The organism is Sphingorhabdus arenilitoris (genome assembly GCF_042651485.1).
Classification (GTDB): domain Bacteria; phylum Pseudomonadota; class Alphaproteobacteria; order Sphingomonadales; family Sphingomonadaceae; genus Sphingorhabdus_B; species Sphingorhabdus_B arenilitoris.
The window spans coordinates 32838-47987 of the sequence record NZ_JBHSDH010000013.1 but is presented as its reverse complement, the minus strand read 5'-3'; the positions used below and the strand labels follow the sequence as shown (position 1 = coordinate 47987).

The following is a 15150-nucleotide window of genomic DNA, read 5'->3' as shown; positions in this document are numbered from 1 at the left end:
CAGCTGGTCGTTGTTTTTGTTGTCCGTACAACGCGGCGCACTCTTTTGGTCGACCGTGTGGGCGCTTTGGCAGCGACTTTGCGCGCCTTCACCTTTTTCTTGGCGTAGCTGACCTTACGAACCTGTTGATATTCTGGTCCCGGTGCCCCTGCGGTCACGGAAACCGCGCCCCCACCAATGAGTGCTCCCCCGCAAGTGCAGGCACATAATTTTGCTAAAGCCATGCGTACTGACATAATAATAACCTTCTTCAGCTTGGAAAGCTTTGGGTCTTTTCACCAATATGAACAAAACCAACCGCTTTCGGATGGGCCTAGAAAGACAGAAGAAAAGCAGGCCGACAATCGCGTTAACCCTGTTTGAGCCTGTCCATTGTTGTTTTTTGTGAAAAATCTGTGGCCTGCTGCCCAATCGTCCCGATGTGGAACTGTTTTTTGGTAAAGCGTTGATCGGTGACTCATACGAAACTGGCTTTTCGCCGCTTGCACCTGCGCTTTACCAATTGGGTCTTGTGCCATTATCGCCCCGAGTCTATACGCCGCCGCTAAGCGGTAGGCTTTTGAATCGGCATGAGCATTAGCCGTAAAAAAATGGCGGAGAGTATATAATGGGCGCAGGCGCCACATCAGACAATAAAGCCAATAAACATAATGGCTTGGACATTGACCTTGATCCCGATTATGTCCCCAGCGACAGCGAAGAATTTATGAATGAAAGGCAATTGGCCTTCTTCAAAAATCAGCTGAATAAATGGCGTAATGAGCTTTTAGAAGAATCGCGCGGTACGTTGAATCAGCTTCAGGATGCACCGATCCGCGAACCTGACCTTAATGATCGCGCATCGAGCGAAACCGATTGGGGCATAGAATTACGGACCCGGGACCGTCAGCGTAAATTGGTGGCAAAGATTGACGCTGCGCTGCGCCGGATCGAAGAAGGCGAATATGGTTATTGTCAGGTGACAGGCGAACCAATATCGCTGGCACGGCTTCAGGCTAGGCCGATTGCAACCATGACGTTGGAAGCGCAGGAGCGCCATGAACGGCAAGAGCGCGTTTCGCGCGACGATTAACCTTCGGCGTTACCCATGGATTGGCCCGATGATAGGGCCGAATGGCTGATCAAGCGATAATTTTTCGCCTTTACAATATTCTACAATTCATACCGGCGTTAACCTTTTTGCTACGATTATCTGTCACATCATGGCGGATAACATAACTGAAAAGCATTTCGGAACCGCGCAAAATGAACGAAGCCTTTGAAAAACATTCCGTTAGCAGCCCTGCCGATATTAAACGCGGTCAGGACCGGGACAGCTTGTTTTTAAAAGCAATATTACGCTTTCCCTCTTCAGAGGCCGAAGGCGAAGTGCGTATCCGCAATTTGTCTGCTGGCGGTTTGATGGCGGAAGCCCCCGTCCGCGTGACACGCGGCGAAAAAGCCGAAGTTAATTTGCGCAATATCGGTTGGATCAGCGGCAGTGTCGCGTGGGTGACCGAGGGACGCATCGGCATCGCCTTTGATCATCCCATCGATCCTAAAGCCGCCCGCAAGCCTACTGGGTCAAATCAGGCGGACAAACCGCTTTACCTGAAGAAGCTTGATGAGGCGTCGAAGATTAAAACCGACCCAAGCCGGTTGCGCCGCATATAAGGCGGGAATCGGTTTAACTTCGGGGCGCGCCCTTTAATTATCCAGCCAATATATATCCACCGGCACAGGAATTTTCGCCAAAACCTTACCTATTGGATATGCCGACTTTGCGCCTTCCTCAATCGCTTGATCCAGCACCGCTTTTTTCTCTGCGCCATTGCACACCACCAAAGTGGTCTTCGCGCTCGCTATTGCACTTGCGGTCAAAGTCACGCGGTTAACCGGCGCTTCGGGGGGCAGCGGATCCGGCGCAACGCCAACGGCGCGAATATCGTCGCCTGCTGTCATTGCTTCATCCAGATCAGGACCAGGGAATATCGACGCTGTATGCCCATCTTTACCCATGCCCAGCCAGATAAGATCAGGTGGCCATTGTAAATCCTGCAGCCGCGCATTGGCCGCGCTGCCCGCTAGCTTGTAATCTTCCGCCTCGCTATTCAACGGCAACACGCGCGCGCCCAGCGGCAAAAATGCCTTGGCGATCATCGCTACGTTGGACAAAGGATTATCAACCGGAACCAGCCGGTCATCGGTCGGAATGATCGTCACATTTTTCCAACGAATAGAAGATTCGGCAAGCTTGGCAAATATCGGAGCGGGCGTTGAACCGCCGGGAAAGGCGACCAATGCCTGACCACGGGCATCTAATGCGCTTTCGATGATGAATTTAATGTCACCCGCAAGCTGATCAACTAATTCATCCTGCGCATCAAAATCCCACCATTCAATTTCTTCTGCCATAAATGCCACACTCCCAAATCATTATTAAAGGCCCACAACTTCGGCCTGCGCCGCTTTTGCGCGGCCGGTAGGATCAATGCGCCAGAGCGGCCGCCGCTTTTGCTGCTGCGGTGATCGCCGCCGAATCCGGCTCGCCCTTTCCTACCAACCAGCTGCCACCAACGCAAAGAACCTGTTCAAGCGCAAGCCAATCGGATGCGGTTTCCTGCTTAATCCCGCCCGTGGGGCAGAATTTGCACTGGCCAAATGGTCCGATCAGAGATTTGAGCGCGGGCAATCCGCCATTTGCCTCTGCCGGGAAAAATTTGAAATGCGTCAGACCAAGGTCCAGCCCCCGCATAATATCACCCGCGTTGGCGATACCGGGCAACAACGGAATATTGCGCGCGATCGCTGCTTTGCCCAGCGTATCGGTGAGTCCGGGCGAAACAATGAACTCGGCGCCCGCTGCAATAGCGCTTTCCAGCCCGGCGACGTTAATCACGGTGCCAGCACCGACAATCGCGCCAGGCACTTTCTTCATCTCAGCAATTGCATCCAATGCGGCTGGCGTGCGCAATGTTACCTCAAGCACCCGCAAACCGCCCGCGACCAGCGCTTCTGCAATCGGCCGGGCATGGGCCACATCCTCAATCACCAACACCGGAATAACCGGTGACGTGCGCATCACCTTTTCTACTGCTTCCATTTCATACTCCTGAAAATAAATTACAAACCAGCCGCTGCGAGCATAGCAGACCCGCCTTTTTCGGCTTCGTCTGCGGTGGCGCGCATAATTGCGAATAATTCCCGGCCGGTGCCAATTCCGTCATGGGGGACAGCGGCCAGCGGACGGGCATCCCACTCCGCCGCATCGACCAGTGCGTTGAGCGTGCCTTTGTTGGCGCAGAGCCTAACGATGTCGCCGTCTTTCAACTTCGCAATTGCCCCGCCCCTTGCGCCTTCTGGGCTCAAGTGGATGGCGGCGGGAACCTTGCCCGATGCCCCGGACATACGTCCGTCGGTTAGCAACGCCACCTTAAATCCGCGGTCCTGAAGCACGCCAAGCGAAGGGGTCAGCTTGTGCAATTCGGGCATTCCGTTGGCCGCTGGCCCTTGGAACCGGATAACGATGATAACATCGCGCTCCAATTCGCCTGCCTTGAACGCCGCGACCGCGTCATTCTGATCGCTGAAAATCCGGACGGGTGCTTCGATTGTCCAGCGTTCCTTTTCCACGGCGCTGGTTTTGAAGGTGGCCCGGCCCAAATTGCCCGTAACCAGCCGCATACCGCCATCGGGTTGAAACGGGCTAGTCACAGGGCGCAGCATTGTGTCATCTGCGGACAACGCTGGCGCATCATGCCAAATGAGCGCTTCCCCGTCCATATCGGGCTGCTTTGCTCCATCACGCAGGCCTTTGCCATATACAGTCAAGATATCATCATGCGCCAAACCTGCGCCGACCAGCTCGCGAATGACAAAGGGCATTCCGCCTGCCGCCGCGAAATAGTTCACATCGCCCGAACCATTGGGATATACACGGGCAATAAGCGGCGTCACCGATGACAGCTCATCAATGTCATTCCAGTCGATTATGATCCCCGCAGCACGGGCGATAGCGGGAATATGCAGCACATGATTGGTCGACCCGCCCGTGGCGAGCAAGCCAATGACGGCGTTCACAATCGCTTTTTCATCGACGCAATGGCCGAGCGGGCGATAATCATCGCCGTCCCACCCAATTTCGGTGAGCCTATGCGTCGCCGCACGGGTTAGCTCCTGACGCAATTTGGTGCCGGGATTGATAAAACTGGACCCCGGCATATGCAGGCCCATCATCTCCATCATCATCTGGTTGCTGTTGGCCGTGCCGAAAAAGGTGCAAGTGCCAGCACCGTGATAGGATGCAGCTTCTGCTTCCAGCAATTCTTCCTTGCCGACTTTACCTTCGGCAAACAATTGGCGCACGCGCTGCTTTTCCTTATTGGCCAAACCCGATGGCATCGGCCCTGCAGGGATCAATATCGTCGGCAAATGACCAAATCGCAGTGCACCGATCAGCAGGCCGGGTACAATCTTGTCGCACAGACCCAGCAACATGGCGGATTCGAACATACCATGGCTTAGCCCAACGGCGGCAGCCATGGCGATATTGTCGCGGCTGAAAAGCGACAATTCCATGCTGTCCTGCCCCTGCGTCACGCCGTCGCACATGGCGGGAACACCGCCTGCAACCTGCGCCGTTGCACCGCGTTCGCGCGCGAATATCTTAATCTGTTCAGGATAACGGCCGTAGGGCTGATGCGCTGATAACATGTCATTATAGGCGGAAACTATGCCGATATTCATCGCCTTGCCGCCCCGAATGGCGGGCTTGTCGTCGCCGCTAGCGGCAAAGCCATGCGCCAAATTGCCGCAGGACAAGGCGTCCCTGTTTACGCCCTTGTCGCGAGCCTGTGAAATCAGGTCCAGATAGGCCTGACGCCCGGACTTTGATCGTTCGATAATGCGGTTGGTGACTTTTTCGACGACGGGATTCATAATCGCTTTCAACTATTGGGTGAGATGCTGTGTGGTAATAGAAGGGTAAGGCGCATAATCAACTGCTATGATGCGCAGCCATCATCTGCGCCACTCCCGGAAGATTGCTTGCTTCCCGGTTCGCTAGGAAACGCGGCACAGGCCGTACGACGCTGGAAAATCCAGCCTTGCTCTCAAATCGGCGGTTGAAAATGCTGGCCAGTTCCGCATTGGATAGAATTTGAGTTTGGTCTCCATGCAAATATAGCCCCGACCATCCAGCGAAAGCCAATGTCATATCGCCTGCAAAAGAACCTAAAATGCCGGCCCGGATGCGATCCTTTGCATGACCGTCCAGTGGCCGTGATAGCTGGGACCATAATGCATCGTCGCGGTCTATGAACAAAATACGTTCATAGGTGACGCGCGGATCTTTTTTGGCCAGTGCCTGCGATATTTCCAATTCCATATCATCTTGCGGCGAAAAACCGATGTGACCACATTCGCTTTCCGACGATAATAGAGGCTGCCCCTCTGCGCGAGTGAGGAGCGAAGCGCCAAGGCCGCGATGATAGTTTATCGTTGTCCATTTACCGGGCTTGGAAAAGTCCACCGCACTCATCCCGCCGATTTTCGGGAACATGCCTGCGCTGCTCCCCAGATTGAGCCAAGCTTTGGCGACGCTGTCGTTCATCACCATCGGACGGCTGCCCGTCAAATAAGCGATACCGGTGATAGAGATGATCCAGCGGCATCTTTGAATACGTAATGTATCGCCATTGACCGCGCCGGAAATGCTCATACCGCAGGGCCGGCCAGCCAGCCTGATACCAATGTCGCTGGCATAACGGCTGAAACAATCGGTAGCCGTTGGAAAATCGTTACTATTATAGGTTTTTTGGCTGTGAATAGCAGGCTGGGCGGCAGGTTTGGCCAATCCGAAAGTGACGATTTCTCCGTCAATATCGACCAACAACCAATCGCCCTCGTGCAAATCACTCATGCCAACTCACCCCTTCCCTCTCGGTTAGCGCGACCGATGCGCTGGGGCCCCAACCACCGGCAGCATACGGTTTTGCTTCAATATTGTTTTTCGCCCAATTGGCCCGAATGCCATCGACCCAAGTCCATTGAGCCTCCACTTCGTCGCGGCGGACAAATAAGGTTTGATCGCCCTCAATCAAATCCAGCAGCAACCGTTCGTAAGCAATCCGCCGCCGCTTTCCGGCAAATGCCGTCGTCAAAGATAGGTCGAGCGGTACTTCGCGCAGTTTTACATCACCCCGGTCCAGCCCGGGCTCTTTCGCCATAACCATCAACCGGACATATTCTTCGGGTTGCAGGCGGATAATCAAAACATTCGGCTCCAGCTTACCTCCGCGCCCACCGAAAATATTATGCGGTACGGATTTGAACTGAATCACAATCTCGCTGCGCCGCTGCGCGAGCCGTTTGCCCGTGCGCAGATAAAAAGGAACCCCCTGCCACCGCCAATTATCGACATATGCCTTTAACGCGACAAAAGTTTCCGTGTCCGATTGACCCTCCAAGTCGGCGGCATAGCTGCGCACCGCTTCGCCATTTACAGCACCGTCGCCATATTGACCGCGCACACTATCGCCCTCCGCTACGGGACGCAGGGACCGCAATACCTTCACCTTTTCATCGCGGATCGCCGTTGCATCAAAATTGGCAGGCGGTTCCATTGCAATGATCGACAGCAATTGCAGCATATGATTTTGCACCATATCACGCAACGCGCCGGTATCATCGTAAAAGCCAGCCCGCCCCTCAAGCCCAACAGTCTCACTGACTGTAATCTGCACATGGTCGATGGCATTGGCGTTCCACAGCGGTTCAAACAGCATATTTCCAAAACGGAGCGCCATTAGATTTTGAACCGTTTCCTTGCCAAGATAATGGTCGATGCGGAATGTCCGTTCTTCCGGAAACACCGCATTGACCGCATCATTAATCTGCGCCGAAGAAGCAAGATCATTGCCCAATGGCTTTTCAAGGCCAATCCGTACATTGTCTCCGGCGAGCCCGGCATGCTGCAAACCTTTGATCGTCGGTTCGAACAAAAAGGGTGCGGTCGACAGGAATATCGATAGCCCGCCTGAAATGTCGCCAATTTTCTTGGCCAGATCATCAAAACCGTCCAGCGTTGACGCATCGAGAGCTTGATATTGCAACCGGTCCAAAAAACTATCGATCATATTTTCCGCCTTGCGATCTTCAGGCAAAAATTCTTCCAATGCTGTGCGGGCAAATTCGCGATATTCATCGTCCGACAATCCGCTGCGCGCAGTGCCGAATATCCGCAAATCAGGGGCAATTAACGAATCTGAATGGAGCGCATATAAAGACGGCAGCAACATCCGCCGGGCCAAATCGCCGGTCGCTCCAAACAACAACATAGTGGAGCTACGGTCGCTCATCTGTTCGCTCATTACTGATAATCTCTCTATCTTTTTAAGTCATAGTGCCAATTTCGCGCCCTATATAACGATACGCTCCGATTTTCGAAGGCAAAATAGCTATTTCGGTGCAAAGTAAACATGTCACCCCATGACAACGATGCCATATTTGTATCAGATCATTTGCAAAAGTCACCCCTTAATGACCAGTCGCGATATGCCGTTGATCCTCCATGGCCATCGACAAAATAACCGGGTCCTCCTGCTGCGCGGCCAAGAATATTTTTTTGCTCGATAACCCCCGCCAACCTATTGCGATCAGCGCCTGCATCGTGGGCGCGCCCATTGTCGTACCGGGGCCAGTGATGATGATTTTTTCCGGCATATACTCCCGGACGGCAACTTGCACCGCACGAGTGAAATCATAAGTTTGGTTGATTTGCCGGCCTAAGGTATAGGCGTAAAGGGCCTCTACGGCGAATGCTGCCGGCGTCCATATCCGTCCTTCGCCATCAACCGCCGGTAATGTACCGATGCCAAAATCGTCCTGTGGATTGGTCGCCTGCGCCATCGGAATAATGGCGTTCAGCAATGGGCTGTGAAAAGCCGCATGATGACCCAGGCGCATTGGAAAACGGCCATCAGTGGGAAGCTGCTCGATAAGCCAGCGGAGCGCAGCCTCCTCTCCTGCAAAAACGATCATCGCGCCAAGCCGGATGGAAACACATAACAGCAGCCCTTTATCTTTCGCCGCCGCGAGCAGCTGGCTCGCCAAATCCTGCTTGGCGGGATCGATGCGCCAGTCTTCGTCTGCCATGGACCAGATCACCTGCCCGCCCGCGCCGTGATGATGCATCAAGGTGCCCATATTATTGACCAGCCTCGCCCCGGCTTTAAAGCTCAGCATACCGGCACACGCAAGCGAGAGGTACCAGCCCATGCTATTGCCCGTCACCGCAACAATGTCATAGGCATCGCGGTCAATCGCAGCAAAGTCAGCCATCGCACAGGCATAAATCAGCAGCGACGCATTATCCCCGGTCATATGGAGCGAAGGCGAGAATTTGTCTGCGCTGTCGAGGTCGGAAATGGTTACTTGATCCATTTGCCGCCGCAGCGCATCGCAACGGGCCACAATATCACCGCCTCCGCCATGATATTTGCGCAAATAGCCCAGGTCAGTCGCATTATAGCTTCCCCGGCCGGGGCAGATCACAAGAGCGGTTTTCTTCATGCCGTTTTTCCGGTGGCGGCCAGCGCGGCGCCGACTATCGATGCTTTGCTGGGCAATAACAGCTCAGCCGCAGGACCAAGCGGAATAAAACAGTCATCGGCGGTTATCCGGCTAACATCACTTCCCCGGCCTGCTTCGGCAAAGATGGTCATCAATTTTTCGCTCAGGCTTCCCGACCGGCGTGCCTCATCGACTAGCAATATCCGTCCGCAAGGCTCGGCTGCTTTCACTATCGCGTCGGCATTGAGCGGGTGGAGCCAGCGCAGGTCAACGATGCGGACATTCATGCCATATTGCCGCGCTAAAACCGCCTCGGCCTGACGCGAGAGATAATAGCCATTGCCATAAGTAATAATGCACAAATCCGTGCCATCACCATGAATAGCGGCTTCGCCAAAAGGGATTGGTTGCGCTTTTTCGGGCGGAATATAATCCGCCGTCCAGCCGCCATCGCCCGCTTCATGCAAATCGGCCATATGGTAAAGCGCGATTGGCTCAACAAATATAATCACGCGGCCATCTTCATGGGCCAACCGTGCACATTCGCGCAGCATTGCGGGCGCATCTGCTGCATTGGAGGGACAGGCCAAAATAATCCCGGGAATATCGGTTAGCACCGCAAGGCTGTTGTCATTATGGAAATGACCGCCAAAACCCTTTTGATACGGAAGCCCCGCGATACGGACAATCATCGGGTTGCGATATTGCTGGTTTGAGAAAAAGGCGAGCGTTGCCGCCTCACCTCTTATCTGATCCTCTGCATTATGCAGGTAGGCGAGAAATTGGATTTCCGCGATAGGAAGAAAGCCATTATGCGCCATGCCAATTGCCAGCCCCAAAATCGTTTGTTCATCCAGCAAAGTATCAAAAACCCGCGCCGCGCCGAATTTTGCCTGCAAACCCTGAGTGACGCCATAAACGCCGCCTTTGCGCGCCACATCCTCTCCAAACACTGCGCTATTCGGATAGCGCAGCATCAGGTCGGCGAGGGCAAAATTCATCGCCTTTGCGAGTGTCACTGGCTTAGCTAAATTGCGCGCATCTTTGGCAAATAGAACCGACCTTGCCTGCTCGTCAGCCGGCGGCGGTGAGCTTTTGGCCGATGCCGGAGGTTCGATCGACGCCATGACCTGCGCCGCAGATTCCAGACGCTTCTTGCAAAGCGCCTCGGCTGCTACTCTGTCTACCCGGGCGCGCATCGCCTCATATCGCGCGACGATCTCTGCTGCTGAAAAACTGCATTGTTCAATGAGCAGACGCGCACTGTGCAGCAACGGATCCTGCGCCTCGGCAGCTTCGATGCTCGCCAGATCGGCGTAGCTTGCCTCGACATCGGCGCCCGCATGGCCCATTAATCGCACCGTGCGCATATGCAGAAACACCGGCCGCCTGCGCGTGCGCGCATACTCCACTGCTGCTTCCGCTCCGCGCAGAGCGTCCGCCATATCGACACCGTCGCATTGTATATAGTGTATCGCGGGGCGCTGGCTGAAATTCGCTTCGATCCAACCGCCTGGCGTTTTTACCGAAATGCCTATGCCATTATCCTCGCATAGAAAAATGATCGGCATCGGCAAATTTTGATAAGCCGCCCAGCTCGCCGCGTTGAACGCACCCTGCGCGGTGGAATGATTGGCCGACGCGTCGCCAAAAGAACATATGATAATGCCATCACCGCGCAATTCAGCTTCGGTATTTTTGAGCCGCTGGGCCATACCGATGCTGTGCGCGGCTCCAACCGCTTTGGGCAGGTGCGAGGCAATTGTGCTGGTTTGTGGTGGGACAAAATTATGAGCACAACCCAGGACCTTATGCCGCCCCCCCGATATCGGGTCATCCGCCGACGCCGCAAATGACAATGCCATATCATATAGCGGGGTCAAACCACCTGCCTGCTTTTTGCGCTGAATAAGAAATGCGGCATCGCGGTAATGCAAAAATGCCATGTCGTCATTGCGTGATGCAACCGCCAACGCTGCGGTGCCTTCATGCCCGGAACTGCCTATTGAATAAAATGTCTTACCCTTTGATCGGCGAGCCCAAAGGTCCAAATGGCGGGACATGATCTGTGTATCGAACATATCCACCCACAAATGCTGCGCAACATTTTGCAGCGTAAGCGCACCGCTACGGGCGCCGGGAAGCCGCCCCGACAGAAGCTTTTCAGCAAAGCCTTGGTCAATAATTGTTGCGCGGTCGAACATTGCGACGGATGTATAGCAGCGCGGCAAAAAAGCCACAGTGATTTTCGATTTTCAATCGCGTGGTTAAATCGCTGGATTTCCGTTTTTTCTCTGCTATTGATGGTGAGGAGAGAGAAATACCCCTAGGAAAAGCACAGGCTTTTGCCGTTATGGGCAGTGTGACATACAGAACCTACAGGTCAAAATGTTGCGCAGCATTTTTTTGAGGAGGAAAACCAAAATGCGAAAATTTAACCGTTTACTCACAGCAGCTCTATGCAGCTCGATGCTCATACCAGCCACCAGCTATGCGCAAGAAGCACAGAGTGATGAACAAGGCGCCCGAAGCGATGATGTAATCATCGTGACCGCGACCCGCCGTGCCGAGGATGTTCAAGACATTCCGTTGGCCGTGACCGCCGTCAGTCCAGTTCAATTGGAACGTCAAGGCGTCGTAAACGTGCAGCAACTTTCGCAGGTTTCAACCAGCTTTTCGGCATCAAACGCGCAAATCTCATCGGGTTCCATTGTGCTGCGTATTCGCGGTGTGGGCACCACATCCAACAATATTGGCTTTGAAAGCGCGGTCGGTATTTTCATTGATGGCGCATATCAATCCCGGCCCGGCGTCGCGCTAAGCGAATTTGTTGATGTTGAACGGGTTGAAGTTCTGCGTGGTCCGCAAGGCACACTTTTTGGCCGCAACACATCGGCAGGCGCGCTGACCGTTACCAATGTCCGCCCTGACCTCGACGAATTTGGCGGATTTGCCAATGCGTCTTATGGCAATTTCAACCTCATTAACGTGCAAGGCGCGGTGAACGTGCCTGTGGTGAAAGAAAGTTTGGCTCTCCGCGTAACTGGTTCCTATCGCAAACGCGACGGTTTCGTTGACATCCGCGGCGTGGGCGGAGCAAAGGTTGGAGAATCGAATGATGCGGACCAATATTTGATCCGTGGTCAACTCGGCTTTGACTTTGGCGGTATTGATGGCCGCATCATCGCCGATTATTCGCAAAGCAAAGCAAGCTGCTGCACCGCGATCGAATTGCTGCCAGCTGCGAGTGAGACAAGCGGTTTGCTCAATGCTTTCGGGCTTGGTGCGACTGGAGGACAATTCCAAGATAACCGGGGCTTGCAAGCAGTTGACGACCGAATTTCGTCTGCCAATTTCCAACCCATTGGCAATGTCAAAAACTATGGTGTGACTGGGGAAGTCAACATTCCAATCGGCGAAAATGCGGACCTGATCTATATCGGCTCCTACCGAGAGTTTAAGGCTCGTGAAACCTATGACACGGATTTTACTGCGCTGGATTTGTTTAATGTCGATTTGAACAACACTCGCATTAACACAATGACCCACGAACTTCGGTTACAGGGTGAGGCGCTAGGCGGAAAGCTCGAATATCTGGTTGGCGGCTATTATTCGACGGAAGATATTCGCCAAGAAGTCAGCTTTAGCTTGGGTACGCAATATGCCGCCTTCGCGAATGCGTCATTGTTCGGACTAGCCGCTCAGCTGGGCATCCCCTCTTTTGGCCCCACCGCATTGCAAACGCTTTCGGGCGGTGCAAACCCGGCCACAACGCGGGCAACCAATGGCTATACGCAGGATAGTAAAAGCTGGTCATTGTTCACGAACAACACATTCAGCATTACCGATGATCTGAAATTCACCGTCGGTCTGCGCTATTCGGATGAATCCAAAGACGGTTCATATGCGTCATTGGCAAATAGCAACGCAACCTGTCTTGGTATTTTGGGTAACACAGGGGCGCTCAATTTGACCAGCGCCGATCCCCGCGTCAGGGCTTTGGGCGGGACTGCATTGGTTCTGGGCTGCCTCCCGTTCCTTGCGCCAGCCGACACGCCCGCCGGCGCTGTCTTGCCGCTACCGCGCAGCTTTTCTGGTAAGTTTAAAGATAATGAGCTGATCTATACCGGAAAGCTGATCTATGATTTTGGTTCGGTCAATGCGTATGCCAGCTTCACCCACGGCTATAAATCCGGCGGCTTTAACCTTGATAGTACAGCGGCCATTGGCGGTGCGGATCCTCGTTTCCGTTCGGAACTGGTCGATGCGTATGAGCTGGGTTTGAAAGCGAAGCTGCTCGACAATGCGGTTACGGCAAACTTGGCATTTTTCTTGGAAGATTTTACCGACTTCCAAGTCCTCGAATTTACAGGGACGCGATTCCAAACATTTAACGTGCCTAAGGCCCGGTCAAAAGGTTTTGAATTGGAAACTGTTATCCGTCCAGACGATAATCTAACCGTAAACGCAGCGCTTACTTATGTTGATGCAGAATATCCGAATGATTGTGCAGGGACATCGACGGAAATCAACGTCGCCAACCTATGCGGTGCGCCGCTGACCAATGCGCCGCAAATCACGGGTATTGTCGGTGCGACCTACAGCAATGAAATTGGCAATAGCCTGAAATTCTTCCTGAATGGTCAGGTGAAGATGGAAAGCGACTCTCGCACATCCACGCAGCCAACCGTGTTGCCAACCACATTGGCTGGTGTCGGCACCACGCCGCCGCTGCCATTTGATATTCAGGACGGCAATGTCAAAATCAACCTTCGCGCTGGTATCGGCGGGGTTGATGATCAATATGCCATCGAATTTTGGGCACAGAATTTGACCAATGTTGGAACACGCGGCGTCACGTTCAACACGACGCTTCGTACCGGATCACGTTCGACCTTCATCCTCGAACCACGTACATTCGGTGTCACCGTTCGCGGCAAATTCTAAATAACTATCTCACGGGAGGAGATGGGCCGGCTTCGTTTGAAGTCGGCCCTTTTTTTTCGTTCCGGTTAAATCTACCGACAGGTAACGCGAGTATGTAATGCTCAACCTTTGGCTGCAATCACCGCGCCGCCATCCACTAATGCGGCCACATGGTCAGGCTCGACCCCAGCAGTCGCTAATATAGCGGCATAATCCGCCCCTTTTTCCGGCTTTGTAAATGCGGTGGCCAAGGGTTGGCTCGCCAAGCGCGGCGCTGTCTGCGGATGGGTCCAACCGGGCTGCTGGATATGCGTTTGGCGACCTGCATTGGCGGGATGCACCACTGCCTCTTCATAATCCAGTACCGGCGTGACACAGGCGTCGGTGCCCGCAAATATCGCGTCCCACTCATCACGATCTTTGCTCGCAAAAACCGTTTCCAGCATCTGATGCTGTGCAGGCCACTTGCTGCGGTCATTCTGTCCGCCATATTCCGCCAGATCGACGTCCAGCCGTTCCATCATCGCCGCAAAAAATTGGGGTTCGATACAACCCACCGCGACAAATTTCCCATCGGCGCAGGCGTAGCAGCGATAATAGGGCGCTGCCCCGTCGAGCAAATTGGCTTCCCGCGCGACCTGCCAAGCGCCAGCGCCTTTCATACCATAGACAAAGCTCATCAACGAATTGACACCGTCGACAATCGCGGCATCAACGACATCGCCCTGCCCGGTTTTTTCTGCGCGCAGCAGTGCCGCGATTATTCCGGTGACTAGAAACATCGACCCGCCACCAAAATCGCCGACAAGATTCAACGGCGGCATGGGCGGTTCGCCTGCGCGCCCCATCGCGTTCAGTGCGCCGGTCATGCTGATATAATTGATGTCATGCCCCGCCATATGGCTCCACGGCCCCGATTGCCCCCAACCGGTCATCCGGCCATAAACGAGCTTTGGATTAACCGCGTGGCAGGCGTCAGGGCCAATGCCAAGCCGCTCGGTCACTCCGGGCCGCAGCCCTTCGATCATCGCGTCCGCACCGGCAATGATTTTCAACAAAGCAGCAATGGCTTCCGGCTTTTTCAAATCCATCACGATCGATTTTTTACCCCGCGCGTCAATGCCGCGCATTGCAGGGCCGGGCCGCTCAACCACTATGACCTCTGCGCCCAGATCAGCGAGCAGCTGCCCCGCATAGGGGCCAGGGCCGATGCCCGATAATTCCACAATCCGATAGCCCGAAAGCGGCCCTTCATTCGCCATGTCATTCCTCCGTTTTTAATCGCTCGATTAAATTTATGGATGTAACGCAGATAAGGCAAGGAAATTACGGATGGCGGTTTGAAAACACTATAGGGCGTCACACTGTTCGCAGATATTTGCAAAATAGGTCCTGAACCTCAATTCAAGCCGTCACATGCTGTCCCTAAATCGCAACTTTCCAACCTGAATTTTTTACAGAATTATACCCGTATAGTTTTTTTCAAAATTCACCTGTAGCTATTGAATCATCCCTCCTGCCAAATAGCCTAGGTCCCCCGAAACACCGTTTATGGCATTTGGCAAGCTGATCCGGGTCAAGTCCCTCTTGGCCCGGATCATTTTTTTGTAAATTTGACATATGGGCTTTCTTTGCGGGTTTGCAGTTATTCATACCTAATTTGCCGTTAACCCT

11 protein-coding genes are annotated in these 15150 nt (G+C 53.8%); 3 read left to right on the top strand and 8 right to left on the bottom strand.

Features of this window, described 5'->3' with window-relative positions:
- Nucleotides 1-607: 607 nt before the first annotated feature.
- Nucleotides 608-1072, top strand: coding sequence for an RNA polymerase-binding protein DksA (gene dksA / locus ACFOWX_RS04285; protein ID WP_381421664.1), 465 nt, complete (start codon nucleotides 608-610; stop codon nucleotides 1070-1072).
- A gap of 173 nt (nucleotides 1073-1245) precedes the next feature.
- Nucleotides 1246-1653: a PilZ domain-containing protein gene (locus ACFOWX_RS04280; RefSeq protein ID WP_381421662.1), complete on the top strand. Its 408-nt coding sequence runs from the start codon at nucleotides 1246-1248 to the stop codon at nucleotides 1651-1653.
- A 33-nt stretch (nucleotides 1654-1686) separates the two neighbouring features.
- Here the strand turns inward: ACFOWX_RS04280 and pgl are convergent, their stop codons facing one another.
- The 7 genes from pgl to ACFOWX_RS04245 form a co-directional block, all read right to left on the bottom strand.
- Nucleotides 1687-2394, bottom strand: a complete 708-nt coding sequence (gene pgl, locus ACFOWX_RS04275; protein ID WP_381421660.1) for a 6-phosphogluconolactonase — start codon at nucleotides 2392-2394, stop codon at nucleotides 1687-1689.
- 73 nt (nucleotides 2395-2467) lie between these two features.
- The gene (eda, locus tag ACFOWX_RS04270; RefSeq protein WP_381421658.1) at nucleotides 2468-3082 is read right to left on the bottom strand and encodes a bifunctional 4-hydroxy-2-oxoglutarate aldolase/2-dehydro-3-deoxy-phosphogluconate aldolase; all 615 of its coding nucleotides are present in this window, start codon (nucleotides 3080-3082) and stop codon (nucleotides 2468-2470) included.
- Between the two features lie 20 nt (nucleotides 3083-3102).
- Nucleotides 3103-4917 (bottom strand): phosphogluconate dehydratase, encoded by a 1815-nt coding sequence (gene edd, locus ACFOWX_RS04265; protein ID WP_381421656.1) that lies wholly within the window; start codon nucleotides 4915-4917, stop codon nucleotides 3103-3105.
- Between the two features lie 58 nt (nucleotides 4918-4975).
- Nucleotides 4976-5899 (bottom strand): glucokinase, encoded by a 924-nt coding sequence (locus ACFOWX_RS04260; protein ID WP_381421654.1) that lies wholly within the window; start codon nucleotides 5897-5899, stop codon nucleotides 4976-4978.
- Nucleotides 5892-7337 carry a glucose-6-phosphate dehydrogenase gene (zwf, locus tag ACFOWX_RS04255; RefSeq protein ID WP_381421652.1) on the bottom strand — a complete coding sequence of 482 codons (1446 nt, stop codon included), beginning with the start codon at nucleotides 7335-7337 and terminating at the stop codon, nucleotides 5892-5894. Before zwf ends, ACFOWX_RS04260 begins: the two co-directional genes overlap by 8 nt.
- Nucleotides 7338-7515: 178 nt before the next feature.
- Nucleotides 7516-8550: an ACP S-malonyltransferase gene (locus tag ACFOWX_RS04250; RefSeq protein ID WP_381421650.1), complete on the bottom strand. Its 1035-nt coding sequence runs from the start codon at nucleotides 8548-8550 to the stop codon at nucleotides 7516-7518.
- Nucleotides 8547-10754 carry a thiamine pyrophosphate-dependent enzyme gene (locus tag ACFOWX_RS04245; protein WP_381421648.1) on the bottom strand — a complete coding sequence of 736 codons (2208 nt, stop codon included), beginning with the start codon at nucleotides 10752-10754 and terminating at the stop codon, nucleotides 8547-8549. The genes ACFOWX_RS04250 and ACFOWX_RS04245 overlap by 4 nt, the downstream gene beginning before the upstream one ends.
- Nucleotides 10755-10974: 220 nt before the next feature.
- Here ACFOWX_RS04245 and ACFOWX_RS04240 point away from each other — a divergent pair, with 220 nt between their 5' ends.
- Nucleotides 10975-13497, top strand: coding sequence for a TonB-dependent receptor (locus tag ACFOWX_RS04240; protein WP_381421646.1), 2523 nt, complete (start codon nucleotides 10975-10977; stop codon nucleotides 13495-13497).
- Nucleotides 13498-13598: 101 nt separating this feature from the next.
- Here the strand turns inward: ACFOWX_RS04240 and ACFOWX_RS04235 are convergent, their stop codons facing one another.
- A complete protein-coding gene (locus tag ACFOWX_RS04235; RefSeq protein WP_381421644.1) occupies nucleotides 13599-14738 on the bottom strand; it encodes a CaiB/BaiF CoA transferase family protein in 1140 nt (379 codons plus the stop codon).
- Nucleotides 14739-15150: the final 412 nt, after the last annotated feature.

Coding starts and splice junctions, on each gene's coding strand:
- dksA (WP_381421664.1), top strand. CDS start 608: ATGGGCGCAGGCGCCACATCAGACAATAAAGCCAATAAACATAATGGC.
- ACFOWX_RS04280 (WP_381421662.1), top strand. CDS start 1,246: ATGAACGAAGCCTTTGAAAAACATTCCGTTAGCAGCCCTGCCGATATT.
- pgl (WP_381421660.1), bottom strand. CDS start 2,394: ATGGCAGAAGAAATTGAATGGTGGGATTTTGATGCGCAGGATGAATTA.
- eda (WP_381421658.1), bottom strand. CDS start 3,082: ATGGAAGCAGTAGAAAAGGTGATGCGCACGTCACCGGTTATTCCGGTG.
- edd (WP_381421656.1), bottom strand. CDS start 4,917: ATGAATCCCGTCGTCGAAAAAGTCACCAACCGCATTATCGAACGATCA.
- ACFOWX_RS04260 (WP_381421654.1), bottom strand. CDS start 5,899: ATGAGTGATTTGCACGAGGGCGATTGGTTGTTGGTCGATATTGACGGA.
- zwf (WP_381421652.1), bottom strand. CDS start 7,337: ATGAGCGACCGTAGCTCCACTATGTTGTTGTTTGGAGCGACCGGCGAT.
- ACFOWX_RS04250 (WP_381421650.1), bottom strand. CDS start 8,550: ATGAAGAAAACCGCTCTTGTGATCTGCCCCGGCCGGGGAAGCTATAAT.
- ACFOWX_RS04245 (WP_381421648.1), bottom strand. CDS start 10,754: ATGTTCGACCGCGCAACAATTATTGACCAAGGCTTTGCTGAAAAGCTT.
- ACFOWX_RS04240 (WP_381421646.1), top strand. CDS start 10,975: ATGCGAAAATTTAACCGTTTACTCACAGCAGCTCTATGCAGCTCGATG.
- ACFOWX_RS04235 (WP_381421644.1), bottom strand. CDS start 14,738: ATGGCGAATGAAGGGCCGCTTTCGGGCTATCGGATTGTGGAATTATCG.